The following is a 12522-nucleotide window of genomic DNA, read 5'->3' on the forward strand; positions in this document are numbered from 1 at the left end:
TGGGTCGCTTGTCAATACCCACACGACCAGTAATTGCAACACGTTTATTCTTGATATTATTTCTCTTTGTCCTCCTACCTGTGTGGCGTAGATGCTTATGTAATTTTTTATAAGTAGCTATGTTTTCTATGATTGCTATGCTTTGCAGTCCATATCCATTTATAAATAGTTTCGTGGCTCACACAAACTTCTGACTCCTTACTAAGCCGCTTTGCTATGAGTTCAGGTCTCCATTTTTCATACTCCATCAAGCCAGCAATTCGCTTTTTGAGGGCTTCTGTCAATAGAATATACTTGGGCTTATTGCAATGTCTTTGCTCAGTTTTTTGTTGAGCGTTCTTTGCTATATAATTACCAGCTGTTGTACCTCTACTTGGTGTGTTACTCTTTAATCCTCTCGATACCGTGCTTTTATGAAAACCGATGATCTGCGCAATTTGAGTAATAGTTATTCCTGTCTCTAATAATGCAGAGATTTGATACCTTTGTGACAAGGCTAATTGTTTATAATGTTTCATTCAAAACGAATATAAATATTGAGCCTAAAATAGATGGAGCTAGCCCCATCTATTTTAAATATTCGTGTTGCACTTATAACTTGAACTTAGATTTCAATTGCAAGACTAATTAAAATTATATATTTGTAACAAATAATGACATTATGTTTAAAAGATTATTAGTTTTTGTAGCTGTTTTAAATTTAACTGCTTGCGCAGAATTACAGCAGGTTGTAGACCAATTACCTCAAGGTGGTGGAGGTATTTCTCAATTAGATATTGGTAACGGATTGCGACAAGCACTTGATTTAGGTATAGAAAAGCAAGTCAGTAAACTGACTTTAAAAGATGGTTTTTACAAAAATGAATTAGTAAAAATTTTACTACCCGAAGAATTGAAAAAGGTAGATAAAGCATTAAGAAATATTGGCCTTGGAAGCTTAGCCGATGAAGGTTTAAAAGTACTAAACCGTGCGGCAGAAGACGCCGTAAGCCAAGCAACTCCTATTTTTATTGATGCAGTAAAGGGTATTACTTTTAACGATGCTAAAACAATTTTATTAGGCAACAAAGATGCTGCAACTCAATATTTAAACGGAAAAACAAAAACTGCACTTTATGCAAAATTTAATCCTGTGATTAAAAATAGTTTTGCTAAAGTTGGTGCAGATCAAATTTGGTCGAATTTAATTAATAAATACAACGCAATGCCTTTTACTAATAATGTAAATCCAGATTTAACAGATTATGTTGCGAATCAGGCTTTACAAGGTGTTTACAGAATGATTGCCGTTGAGGAATTAGAGATTAGAGAAAAAGTATCCTCTAGAACAACAGGCTTATTGCAAAAGGTTTTTGCTTTACAGGATTAAAAATGGCATACTCTAAATCATACCTATTATTAATATTAAGCTAAAGTTTAGTTAACATAAAATAATAGTAATTAATATACTTTTACTGTTCAAGTTCAATACTCCATATTTACTTGAGTTAGTTTATTTGAATAAAATTATTGCCAATCTTGAATTCAAGATTGGCTTTTTATTTTTAAAAATACTCAAAATAAAACACAACTTGCTTATTACCAATATTTAACGTACATTTATTTGACTAATTGACAAGTCAAACATGAGCAGAAAAAATTTATTAAAATCACATCAACAAAAACTAAACAAGCGTTATAAGCAATTAGTAGAACAGGCATATAATTTAAGGGAAACAGATCATGCATTTAGTGATGACTCTGAGTATAAAGCCATGAAATTGTTGCACAAATTAAACCAGATTAGGTTTCTATCAAGAGATAATTCTCAACCCATAATATAAAAATTAGCATTATTTTTCTATAAAAACGTCTAAGTAGATAAATTCCACGTATTTATAAAAAAGGAAACTATGAGTACACATTTTTGTAAAGTTGGAAGAATAATACCTAATTTAAATAAGTCATTTAATTTAAAGACAATTAAAGAAAAGACTATCCAGTCTTTAGAAGTTGTGCGTAATAAAAACACTGCTAAAGGTTTTGACGTAGCGTCTTAAAGTAACTAAAAGACATAATAAGTCGAGATCCATACCACGAAAACAGTTCTCCATCTACAAATATTGTTTTTGCTTGATGGGAAACACTACCAATCTCGAAAGCGTGTTCGTCTTTAAATGGGTAAGGTTCACTAGACAACAATACTATTTCTGGATCGCCTTCTAAGCACAATTTTTTTAATTCTATTTCTGGATAACGTTCTCTATTTTTATAAATATTATCGAATTTATTAAGTTCTAATAAATGATTTATAAATGTTCCATTTCCTGCTGCCATCCATGGATTTCTCCATATAAAATAAGCAACCTTTAACGTCGGTTTATCTTTTATAAATGTTTTAAAATCTTGTAAATTGAAACTGATTTTATCTGAAATTTCTAATGAACTTTTTCGTTTATCGAAGATAATACCGTATTGATTAATAACCTCCAGACAATGTTCTATAGTTGCAATATCTGAAACATGAGTGTTACAAATAGCTTCACAAGTTTCTACTATTTCTTTTGTGTTTTCTTCTTTATTACAAAGAATAATATCTGGATTGAGTGCTTTTATTTTTTCAATATTAATTTGCTTTGTACCTCCAACTAATTTTTTTGTGCTTTTAGCATGCATTGGATGTACGCAGAATTTTGTAATACCTACTATAGAATCTTCCAGACCTAAATCGAAGAGTAATTCGGTTTGGGAAGGCACAAGACTTACAATTCGCTTTGGAGTTGAAGTTATGGTTAGTGCTCTATTTATTTGATCGGTAATTATCATTATTGAGATTCTTACGTCGCTATCACTCCTGAGAATGACATTACGTTTTAGCTTTTACTTAATATCACTTCCATTTGCTTTTGTAATTCCTGTGCTTTATTAGCTGCTTCCTGAGCAAAATCTTCATCTTGTGAAGCATAAATAATACCTCTTGAAGAATTTATTAGTAATCCAACATTCTCAGTAGTCATTCCATATTTGCAAACCTCTTGTAAATTTCCGCCTTGTGCTCCCACTCCCGGAACTAACAAGAAACTGTTTGTAATAATTTTTCTAATATCTGCAAAATATTCTGCCTTTGTTGCACCAACAACGTACATTAAATTTTTAGCATTTTTCCAGCTTTTAGACGTTTCTAAAACCTGCTTATACAATTCTTTACCTTCTACATTTTTTGTTTGAAAATCGAATGCACCTTCGTTAGATGTTAACGCTAGCATGATCGTATGCTTATTTTTAAAGGCAAGAAAAGGCTCTACAGAATCTTTCCCCATATAAGGCGCAACAGTTACACTATCGAAAGCTAAATCCTCGAAAAAAGCTTTTGCATACATTGTGCTTGTATTGCCAATATCTCCACGTTTTGCATCTGCTATTGTAAAAATATCTGGATGATTTTTGTTTAAGTATTTGATTGTTTTTTCTAATGCTTGCCAACCTTTTATTCCATAAGCTTCGTAGAATGCTGTGTTAGGTTTATAGGCTACACATAAGTGGTGCGTGGCATCAATAATGGCTTTATTGAATTCGAAGATTGGGTCTTCGGTTTCTAATAAATGTTTAGGGATTTTATGTAAATCGACGTCTAACCCAATACATAGGAAAGAGTTCTTTTTTTTAATTTGAGATGTTAGTTGTTGTGTTGTCATTTTCGAAAATTGTGGATTCCGCATCACTCGCGGAATGACAAATAATTTAACTTTATATGATAAAAAAGCCTCTTAAAAAAAGAGGCTTTAAATTTACATTATATCACTGTTAGCCTTTAATTTCTCGGTATTATCGGCAAGCATTAATTCATCTAATATTTTTTGAATATCGCCATTTACAATGTTCTGTAAATCGTAAAGTGTTAATCCAATTCTATGGTCTGTTACACGACCTTGAGAATAGTTATACGTTCTAATTTTAGCACTTCTATCTCCAGAAGTTACCATGGTACCTCTTAAAGCGGCATCTTCCTCATTTTTCTTAGCCAATTCTAAATCGTATAAACGCGAACGTAATACTTTAAAGGCTTTCTCCTTATTCTTGTGTTGCGATTTCTGATCTTGACATTGCGCCACTAGTCCTGTTGGTGTGTGCGTTAAACGCACTGCAGAATAGGTTGTGTTTACAGATTGTCCACCAGGTCCAGACGAACAGAAAAAATCGATTCTTACATCTTTTGCCTCAATTACGACATCAAATTCTTCGGCTTCAGGAAAAACCATTACAGTTGCTGCACTTGTATGCACACGTCCTTGAGTTTCCGTTTGTGGAACACGTTGAACGCGGTGAACTCCTGCTTCAAATTTTAAAGTTCCGTAAACATCATCTCCAGAAACTTCAAATTGTATTTCTTTAAATCCGCCATTTGTACCTTCACTATAATCTACAGTATCTACTTTCCAGCCTCTGCCTTCACAGTATTTACTATACATTCTAAATAAATCTCCTGCAAAAATACTTGCTTCGTCTCCACCAGCTCCTGCGCGTAATTCTACAACAGCATTCTTAGCATCTTGAGGATCTTTTGGAATTAAGAGGACCTTTATTTCGTCTTCTAATAATGGAATTTCAATTTTAGCTTCGTCGTATTGCATTTTAGCCATTTCGACCATTTCTGAGTCGCTACCATCTGCAATTATCTCTTCAGCTTCAGCTAAATTATTTGTCTGCTCTATATACAACTCACGCTTATCCATTAACAAACGTAAACTCTTATATTCTCTAGTTAGCTCAACATAAAGTTTTTGATCTGAAATAATATCCGGTTGAATGATTAAATCACTCACCTCATCAAAACGTTGTTTTACTATTTGTAATTTATCTAACATCTATATCTAAAATTGTGTAACAAAAATACGATAATTTATCAACTAGCAATGGTTTATAACGTGTTTCAAGTTTTGAAAAATAATTGCTAAAAAATTACGTTGTATTCTATATGCTAAACAAATTTCGTGCGATACTATATTATTACAGACCACTTGCCATTTGGTCTTTTGCTGTTACATTATTACTTACTGTTTATAATCCAGGAATTGTTGGCGCTTTATTAACAAAACTGTTTTTAATGGCTTTGTTTTGGTTAATGATTAACGATAAAGGCATTAGAAAGAAGTTGAAATTCTATAAAATGGTTGGTGTATCTAATTTTAGATTAGTAGTAATGCTGTATATAATTGATTGTTTTCTTACTTGTAGCTTCTTGTTATTAATAAAAGGTTTTATTTAGAATTCCATTGTAACACCTACTCCTAAAAGCTGCTTCCATTGTAATTTGGCACCTCTTCCTACAAACACATCTACAACATCTGTTTCTTCTTGAGTTTTAATATCATTATCATATCTAATATGCGATCCTAGAGTAGCCTTAACATAGTTATTAACTTTAAAATCAAAAATCACTTCCCAATCGATGTCCATATTGCCAAAACTATTGAAATAATCGGTATATACACTAAATTGATTTCTGATGTGAATATTTTCAAACACTTCGGCTTCGTAAGTGTTTGTTACTAACAAACCCATTTCTGTTCTAGCATTTTCCCCCTTTTTAATTCTGTTTTGTAACGCATCATATTCTGCTGCTTGCACACCAAAAGATCCTGAGTCTGCTAAATCTTGATCTAAAACAAATGTTCCTTTAAAGGTTAATGGTGAGAAATAAAAGGAGAATCTCTCTAAATTTTTACCATATTCTACTCCTCCTCCAATAAATAGATAGCCAGGAGCCATAAAACGTGAAATTGGATTGTCTCTATTTGGATAATTAAAACCCTTTGAATACTGTGTTTTAAAATTTAGTCTTCCAGAATAATACCAATTGGTTAAAGTATCTTTTCTAAATCCAATAGTTGAAATTAACTCAAATTCGTCTTCCGTTTTTCTTAGTTTCTGACTTTCTTGTTTATTAACACCATAACGTGTTCTAATATAGCTTATCCAAATAAGGTTATCTTTCTTGTATCGTAAACTTGAAAACACATTAAAAAGTGCTGAAACAGAATTACTTCCACCTGCATTCCAATTAACAAATGTAACTTCATTAAGATCTAAGCCTGCTCTATTTATTTGCACCCATTTTGCAGTGTCCAAAACCTTGACAACTGAATCTTGAGCTTTTACAGCTTGAAAAGAGAATATAAAAAGAAACAACAAACAGAATCTCATTTTATTATGTTTTATAAAAGTGTAATTAATAAATAAATGTCCCGAATGGGCTCTCTATAGTAAGTTTTTTATCTTCTGAAGCTTCAACTCTTCCAACAATTTGAGCATTAACATTAAAAGATTTAGAAATTGACATAATTTCATCGGCTATTTCAGGTGAGACATACACTTCCATTCTATGACCACAATTAAACACTTGATACATTTCTTTCCAGTCTGTTTCAGACTGTTCTTGTATTAATTTGAATAAAGGCGGAATTGGAAACAAATTATCTTTTACTATATGTAAATTATCTATAAAATGAAGTATTTTAGTTTGTGCTCCTCCAGAACAATGTACCATTCCATGTAAAGTTTCAGAATTAAACTTTGATAAAATTTCTTTTATTATTGGAGCATAAGTTCGTGTTGGAGACAACACTAACTTCCCTGCATTTATTGGACTATTTTCTACCGCATCTGTTAGTTTCACTTGTCCTGAATACACTAAATCTTCTGGCACTGCAGCATCAAAACTTTCAGGATATTTTTTTGCTAAATAATTATCAAACACATCATGTCGAGCAGAAGTTAAGCCATTGCTTCCCATGCCACCATTGTATTCTTTCTCATAAGTAGCCTGACCAAAACTTTCTAGTCCAACAATTACATCTCCTGCTTTTATATTAGCATTATCGATAACATGGCTACGTTTCATTCTAGCTGTAACAGTCGAATCTACAATAATTGTACGCACTAAATCACCAACATCTGCAGTTTCTCCTCCTGTTGAATGTATGGTAACACCAAATGTTTTTAAATCTTCTATAAGTTCTTCTGTCCCGTTAATTATAGCGGAAAGGACTTCTCCAGTAATTAGGTTTTTATTTCTCCCAATAGTTGAAGACAACATAATATTATCTGTTGCACCAACACATAATAAATCGTCGATATTCATAATTAAAGCATCTTGAGCGATACCTTTCCAAACTGATACATCTCCAGTTTCTTTCCAATACATATAAGCTAAAGCACTTTTTGTTCCTGCACCATCTGCATGCATGATTAAGCAATAATCTTCATCATTAGTAAGGTAATCTGGAACAATTTTACAAAACGCCTTTGGAAACAAGCCTTTATCTATGTTTTTTATAGCATTGTGCACATCTTCTTTTGAAGCTGAAACACCTCTTTGACTGTAACGTTTACTTATTTCCGAACTCATAGTTGTGTATTAAGGTGCAAAGATAGTTTTATTAGTAGTTATACTCTAAATCACGATTAAAAAAAATAATTATCAATATATACAACTCATCATTTATAACTTAAAAATAGAATCTAAAATAGTTTATTTAGTAAAGAGCAATTCTCTATATTTAGTTAGCGGCCAAAGTTCATCATCAACTAATAATTCTAACTTATCGCAAGGGTATCTTATGTCTTCCAATAAGGGCTTTACAGTATTGCAATAAGCAATAGCTTTATCTTCTAAAGATTTAATTTGATTGGATTTTTTTCTAGCCTCTGTCATTTTTGTCACCAAATTGTTTATCGATTCTATATGTCTAGAAATTTCTTCAATTAAATGTAATTGCGCTTGCGCTAACTTTTTAAATTCCTTTCCATAGATATCTTTTAACCCTTTTACATTTTCAATTAATATATTTTGGTATTTAACTCCTGTTGGCACGATGTGGTTTCTTGCTAAGTCTCCAAGTACACGTCCTTCTATTTGAATACGCATAATATAATCTTCAAGTTCTATTTCGTAACGTGCTTGTACTTCGGTCTCATTCATAACACCTAAGTCCTTATATAAAGAAAATGCTTTCTTAGAAATTTTAGCTTTTAAAGCTTCTGGTGTAGATATATTATTACTTAACCCTCTTTTTTTCGCTTCCTTTTCCCATGCGTCTCCATAACCATTGCCTTCAAACAAAATAGTTTTACTCTTTTTAATATACTCTCTTAAAACATTAAAGACAGCTTCGTCTTTTTTAAGATCCTTTTTAGCTATTAACACATCTACTTCAATTTTAAAATCTATAAGTTGCTTTGCTACTATTGAATTAAGCAAGGTCATTGGGTTTGCACAATTAGCTTTAGAACCTACAGCTCTAAATTCGAATTTATTTCCAGTAAAAGCAAAAGGAGAGGTTCTATTTCGATCTGTGTTATCTAAAAGTATTTCTGGAATTTTCCCTACTACGTTAAGTTTTAAATCTGTTTTTTCTTGAGGCGATAATTTCCCGTTAGTTACGTTTTCTAATTCATTTAAAACATGTGTGAGTTGTTCTCCTATAAATACCGAAATGATTGCTGGAGGCGCTTCATTTGCCCCTAATCTATGATCATTACTTGCCGAAGCTACAGCTGCACGAAGTAATTCTTCATTATCATTCACAGCTTTTATTGTATTAATAAAAAAGGTTAGAAACTGAAGATTACTCATTGGTGTTTTTCCAGGACTCAATAAATTCACTCCTGTATCCGTACTTAAACTCCAATTGTTGTGTTTACCAGAACCATTAATACCTTTAAAAGGTTTTTCGTGAAATAACACTTTAAAGTCGTGACGCTCTGCTACCTTATCCATAACATCCATTAGCAACGCATTATGATCAACAGCTAAATTTGCTTCTTCATATATAGGAGCGAGTTCAAATTGATTTGGAGCAACTTCATTATGTCTTGTTTTTACAGGAATACCCAACAACATACATTCTGTCTCTAAATCGCGCATATAAGACATTGCGCGATTAGGAATGGTTCCAAAATAATGATCGTCTAATTGTTGTCCTTTTGCCGAATCATGACCCAACAACGTTCTTCCTGTTAATTGAATATCTGGACGAGAAGAGACCAAAGCACTATCTATTAAAAAGTACTCTTGCTCCCAACCTAAAGAAGCATTTACCTTTTTTACATTTTTATCAAAATACTTACAAACGGCTACTGCAGCACTATCAACAGCTTGTAAAGCTCTTAATAAAGGTGTTTTATAATCAAGAGCTTCACCTGTATAAGACACAAATACCGTAGGAATACATAAAGTAGTACCATATATAAAAGCTGGTGATGTTGGATCCCAAGCAGTGTAACCTCGTGCTTCAAATGTATTCCTAATACCTCCATTTGGAAAACTAGAAGCATCCGGCTCTTGTTGCACCAATTGAGTACCGCCAAATTTTTCTATAGCGCCATTGTTTTCAATAGTTTCAAAAAAAGCATCATGCTTTTCTGCAGTAGCTCCTGTTAATGGCTGAAACCAATGTGTGTAATGTGTAACTCCCTTAGCTAATGCCCAGTCCTTCATTGCTGATGCAATTTGATCTGCTATATTTCTATCTATTTTAGATCCTTTTTCTATCGCAGTACTTACACTTGTATACGCACTAGTGGTTAATGTTTGACGCATTTTAGCTTGACTATAAACATTCTGCCCAAATAATTCTGAACGTTTCTTTTTCTCAGTAATTTTGAGCGGCTTCCTATTTAGCGTTTCTTTTATGGCGAAGAATCTAAGTGTAGACATAATTATCAATTTTTTACAAATATATCAATTTGAATCTTCTTTTTTAACAAAAACTAATTATACCCCAAAAAAAATAGGGCTGTTAATAACATATTAATAAAAATAATAATTTTAACCCTTTTTTTTTAATAGCTGTTTTAAAATTAATTTATATTTGCATTTGTATTATTAACTATTTATTTACAAATAACTATGGCAAAATTTAAATTAGAGTATATATGGTTAGATGGCCACAAACCAACTCAAAACATGAGAAGTAAAACTAAAGTTGAATACGACTTTAGTGGAAAATTAGAAGATTGTCCAGTTTGGTCTTTTGATGGTTCATCAACTGAACAAGCATCGGGAGGTGCTTCTGATTGTTTACTAAAACCTGTAGCTATTTTTCCAGATCCTGTAAGAAAGAATGGGTTTTTAATAATGGCAGAAGTTTTAAGCGCAGATGGAACACCGCATTCATCTAACGGAAGAGCTGCTATAGATGATGATGATGAGGATTTCTGGTTTGGATTTGAACAAGAATACTTCCTAATGGATGCAAAAACAGACTTACCTTTAGGTTTCCCGAGAGGAGGTTTTCCTGGACCGCAAGGAAAATATTACTGTTCTGTTGGAGGACGCTATACTTGGGGAAGAGATTTTGTTGAAGAGCATGCAGACCTTTGCATAGACGCTGGATTAAACTTTGAAGGTATTAACCAAGAAGTTGCACCAGGACAATGGGAATATCAATTATTTGCTAAAGGAGCTAAACGAGCTGGAGATGAAATTTGGATATCAAGGTATTTATTAGACAGATTAACAGAAAAATACAATTACTATATAGAATACCACCCAAAACCTGTTAAAGGAGATTGGAATGGTTCTGGCATGCACGCCAACTTCTCTAACACCACATTAAGAACTTGTGGTTCTAAAGAAATTTACGAAAAAATATGTGAAGCATTTAGACCGGTTACTGAAGAGCACATGGACGTATATGGTGAATTTAATGACGAACGCTTGACTGGTTTACACGAAACTGCTCACGTTTCTGATTTCACTTTTGGCGTTTCAGACAGAGGCGCATCAATACGCATCCCTATTATTACAGTAGAACAAGGCTGGAAAGGCTGGTTAGAAGATAGACGCCCAGCTTCTAATGGTGACCCATACAAAATTGCAGGCCGTATTATAAAGACAGTAAAATCTGCCAATATTAGCTAAAACAAAAATTACATCCATAAAAAAAGCGTTTGAAAATTTTTAAACGCTTTTTTTATTTTATTAAAGATTATAAATTTACTTTAATTTTTCTATAATCGAAAGCCTAATGTTAGAGTAATATTAGAATTATTAGCATCAATGGCTACAGCGTCAGTCAATCCAGTGTTATACAATTGATGTGCTCTTGTTTGATTAAAGGCATCGTAAGTTATATCTAATTTTGTATTACCAAAGTTATAACCCAATCCAAAAGAGTACCCCTCTAAGTCTCCTACAGTTTTCCCGTTTTTATAAGGACTTTCCTCAAAACGATAACCACCTCTAAAACTAAACTGATTAACTTTAAATTCCCCCCCTAATTTATAGGTTGCTGCCGCTACTAAATTATTTGCAATAATATCGTTTTGCGCTCTAAAATAAGCATCAGACTTTGGCTTAAATTTTGTTTTACTAAAATCTCTTCTAGAATAATCGAAACTCAACACACCTTGCTTTCCAAAAATATAAGCTAAACTACCTGTTACTTTTGAAGGTGATTGCAAATTGTAATCTGGAAATAGATTTACTATTTGGGGATCTACAATTTGCAAAATATTCTCCTCTCCATCTACTCTAATTGTTTCTATATATTGAGACGTTTCTTCAGTAATAGTCATCCAGGTTGGAGAATCATATGTAAATCCAACTCTAAAGGAATTTGACAACTTATAGATTGTACCAAGTTGAAACGAGAATCCAGAACCGTTAGTAACAATATTGTTTTCGAAACCCACTTGGTTTACAACAGAGCCTGTATTGTTGTTTTGTTCATATAAAAACGTAGAACGCTCGTAATTTAGAAAATGAGAATTTAAATTCAGGCCTAAATACAAGTCATCTCCATATTGAGCACCTAAATTAAATGCGATTTTCCCGTTGTATCCAGTTGCTGAATAATTATATTCTTGATCAAAATTTCCAGCTGCAATATTTGAAGTGTACAACGTATTATCATCAGTATCGCTAACTGGTTCTAAAATATAAGAGTCGTAACCTAAATAAGCTTGCTGATAAACGTAACCATAAGCATTTCCAATACCAGCATATGCGCTAGAAGAAGACTCTCCTGGCAATGCAGAAATTTCATCCAACCTCAACCCTTGTGCATTATTTAAAAAATATTGATCTATAGAGGTTGAATTTGTTCCTCTAGACCTCCAATTATCGTCATAATTCTTGGTATTATCAAACCCTACACTAAATGCGAATTTCCTCCATTGCGAATTCTCATTTCTATTTTTAAAGACAAAAAGACCTCCTCCCTGATTTAGAGATAGATCTGAATCTGACGAAGCATTTGTTTGTCCAAAATAACCCATTTCATTATCAACATCACTAATATTTAATGAAACCGAAGCAAAACTATTGTTATATATCGCTGAACCAGCAGGATTTACACTTACCGCACTTAAATCCCCTCCAAGAGCTCCAAATGCCCCACTAAGCGCTCTATATCTTGCAGAGCCTATAATTTCCCCATTACTGTAACGTAAAGCATCGTTTATATCTTGAGCGTTAATTGTAATCATAGACATAAAACCTATGAATAAAAATATATCTTTTTTCATATTAATTATTTA

Annotated in this window: 12 protein-coding genes and 1 pseudogene; 5 read left to right on the top strand and 8 right to left on the bottom strand. The window is 32.7% G+C overall.

Annotated elements, in window-relative coordinates:
- A pseudogene (locus tag RH82_RS14265) lies at nucleotides 1-518 on the bottom strand (transposase); the annotation flags it as partial.
- A 143-nt stretch (nucleotides 519-661) separates the two neighbouring features.
- Between RH82_RS14265 and RH82_RS14270 the strand changes: the two are divergent.
- The 3 genes from RH82_RS14270 to RH82_RS18455 all read left to right on the top strand — a co-directional run bounded on the left by RH82_RS14270 (nucleotide 662) and on the right by RH82_RS18455 (nucleotide 2039).
- Complete coding sequence (locus tag RH82_RS14270) at nucleotides 662-1369, top strand: DUF4197 domain-containing protein (protein ID WP_034061741.1); 708 nt, start codon at nucleotides 662-664, stop codon at nucleotides 1367-1369.
- A 256-nt stretch (nucleotides 1370-1625) separates the two neighbouring features.
- Nucleotides 1626-1823, top strand: coding sequence for a Lacal_2735 family protein (locus tag RH82_RS14275; protein WP_034057159.1), 198 nt, complete (start codon nucleotides 1626-1628; stop codon nucleotides 1821-1823).
- 69 nt (nucleotides 1824-1892) lie between these two features.
- Entirely contained in the window at nucleotides 1893-2039 is a 147-nt protein-coding gene (locus RH82_RS18455; protein ID WP_156112491.1) for a hypothetical protein, read from the top strand.
- Here RH82_RS18455 and RH82_RS14280 read toward each other — a convergent pair.
- The 3 genes from RH82_RS14280 to prfA all read right to left on the bottom strand — a co-directional run bounded on the left by RH82_RS14280 (nucleotide 2014) and on the right by prfA (nucleotide 4844).
- On the bottom strand, nucleotides 2014-2805 hold the full coding sequence (locus RH82_RS14280; protein WP_034057158.1) for an ABC transporter substrate-binding protein: 792 nt from the start codon (nucleotides 2803-2805) through the stop codon (nucleotides 2014-2016). The genes RH82_RS18455 and RH82_RS14280 overlap by 26 nt on opposite strands.
- Before the next feature lie 47 nt (nucleotides 2806-2852).
- Nucleotides 2853-3674 (bottom strand): orotidine-5'-phosphate decarboxylase, encoded by an 822-nt coding sequence (gene pyrF, locus RH82_RS14285; RefSeq protein WP_034061744.1) that lies wholly within the window; start codon nucleotides 3672-3674, stop codon nucleotides 2853-2855.
- A 93-nt stretch (nucleotides 3675-3767) separates the two neighbouring features.
- Complete coding sequence (prfA, locus tag RH82_RS14290) at nucleotides 3768-4844, bottom strand: peptide chain release factor 1 (RefSeq protein ID WP_034061746.1); 1077 nt, start codon at nucleotides 4842-4844, stop codon at nucleotides 3768-3770.
- A gap of 110 nt (nucleotides 4845-4954) precedes the next feature.
- Here prfA and RH82_RS14295 point away from each other — a divergent pair, with 110 nt between their 5' ends.
- Complete coding sequence (locus RH82_RS14295) at nucleotides 4955-5245, top strand: hypothetical protein (protein WP_034057157.1); 291 nt, start codon at nucleotides 4955-4957, stop codon at nucleotides 5243-5245.
- On the opposite strand, the gene RH82_RS14300 is transcribed toward RH82_RS14295, so the two are convergent.
- The 3 genes from RH82_RS14300 to RH82_RS14310 form a co-directional block, all read right to left on the bottom strand.
- Nucleotides 5242-6183 carry a DUF3078 domain-containing protein gene (locus RH82_RS14300; RefSeq protein WP_034057155.1) on the bottom strand — a complete coding sequence of 314 codons (942 nt, stop codon included), beginning with the start codon at nucleotides 6181-6183 and terminating at the stop codon, nucleotides 5242-5244. The two genes, RH82_RS14295 and RH82_RS14300, sit on opposite strands and share 4 nt — an antisense overlap.
- Nucleotides 6184-6208: 25 nt before the next feature.
- The gene (locus RH82_RS14305) at nucleotides 6209-7387 is read right to left on the bottom strand and encodes an AIR synthase related protein (protein ID WP_034061748.1); all 1179 of its coding nucleotides are present in this window, start codon (nucleotides 7385-7387) and stop codon (nucleotides 6209-6211) included.
- Nucleotides 7388-7510: 123 nt separating this feature from the next.
- Nucleotides 7511-9697, bottom strand: coding sequence for a glutamine synthetase III family protein (locus RH82_RS14310; protein ID WP_034057154.1), 2187 nt, complete (start codon nucleotides 9695-9697; stop codon nucleotides 7511-7513).
- 192 nt (nucleotides 9698-9889) lie between these two features.
- Here RH82_RS14310 and RH82_RS14315 point away from each other — a divergent pair, with 192 nt between their 5' ends.
- Nucleotides 9890-10903 carry a glutamine synthetase beta-grasp domain-containing protein gene (locus RH82_RS14315; RefSeq protein ID WP_034057152.1) on the top strand — a complete coding sequence of 338 codons (1014 nt, stop codon included), beginning with the start codon at nucleotides 9890-9892 and terminating at the stop codon, nucleotides 10901-10903.
- An 89-nt stretch (nucleotides 10904-10992) separates the two neighbouring features.
- Here RH82_RS14315 and RH82_RS14320 read toward each other — a convergent pair whose 3' ends face one another.
- The gene (locus tag RH82_RS14320; protein ID WP_034057150.1) at nucleotides 10993-12510 is read right to left on the bottom strand and encodes an OmpP1/FadL family transporter; all 1518 of its coding nucleotides are present in this window, start codon (nucleotides 12508-12510) and stop codon (nucleotides 10993-10995) included.
- Nucleotides 12511-12522: the final 12 nt, after the last annotated feature.

It is taken from the genome of Lacinutrix jangbogonensis (genome assembly GCF_000797445.1).
GTDB classification, from domain to species: domain Bacteria; phylum Bacteroidota; class Bacteroidia; order Flavobacteriales; family Flavobacteriaceae; genus Lacinutrix; species Lacinutrix jangbogonensis.

Bases quoted from the DNA above. Each gene is read 5' to 3' on its own strand.
- RH82_RS18455 (WP_156112491.1), top strand. From the start codon at position 1,893: ATGAGTACACATTTTTGTAAAGTTGGAAGAATAATACCTAATTTAAAT.
- RH82_RS14320 (WP_034057150.1), bottom strand. From the start codon at position 12,510: ATGAAAAAAGATATATTTTTATTCATAGGTTTTATGTCTATGATTACA.
- RH82_RS14295 (WP_034057157.1), top strand. From the start codon at position 4,955: ATGCTAAACAAATTTCGTGCGATACTATATTATTACAGACCACTTGCC.
- RH82_RS14310 (WP_034057154.1), bottom strand. From the start codon at position 9,697: ATGTCTACACTTAGATTCTTCGCCATAAAAGAAACGCTAAATAGGAAG.
- pyrF (WP_034061744.1), bottom strand. From the start codon at position 3,674: ATGACAACACAACAACTAACATCTCAAATTAAAAAAAAGAACTCTTTC.
- RH82_RS14280 (WP_034057158.1), bottom strand. From the start codon at position 2,805: ATGATAATTACCGATCAAATAAATAGAGCACTAACCATAACTTCAACT.
- RH82_RS14305 (WP_034061748.1), bottom strand. From the start codon at position 7,387: ATGAGTTCGGAAATAAGTAAACGTTACAGTCAAAGAGGTGTTTCAGCT.
- RH82_RS14300 (WP_034057155.1), bottom strand. From the start codon at position 6,183: ATGAGATTCTGTTTGTTGTTTCTTTTTATATTCTCTTTTCAAGCTGTA.
- RH82_RS14270 (WP_034061741.1), top strand. From the start codon at position 662: ATGTTTAAAAGATTATTAGTTTTTGTAGCTGTTTTAAATTTAACTGCT.
- RH82_RS14275 (WP_034057159.1), top strand. From the start codon at position 1,626: ATGAGCAGAAAAAATTTATTAAAATCACATCAACAAAAACTAAACAAG.
- prfA (WP_034061746.1), bottom strand. From the start codon at position 4,844: ATGTTAGATAAATTACAAATAGTAAAACAACGTTTTGATGAGGTGAGT.
- RH82_RS14315 (WP_034057152.1), top strand. From the start codon at position 9,890: ATGGCAAAATTTAAATTAGAGTATATATGGTTAGATGGCCACAAACCA.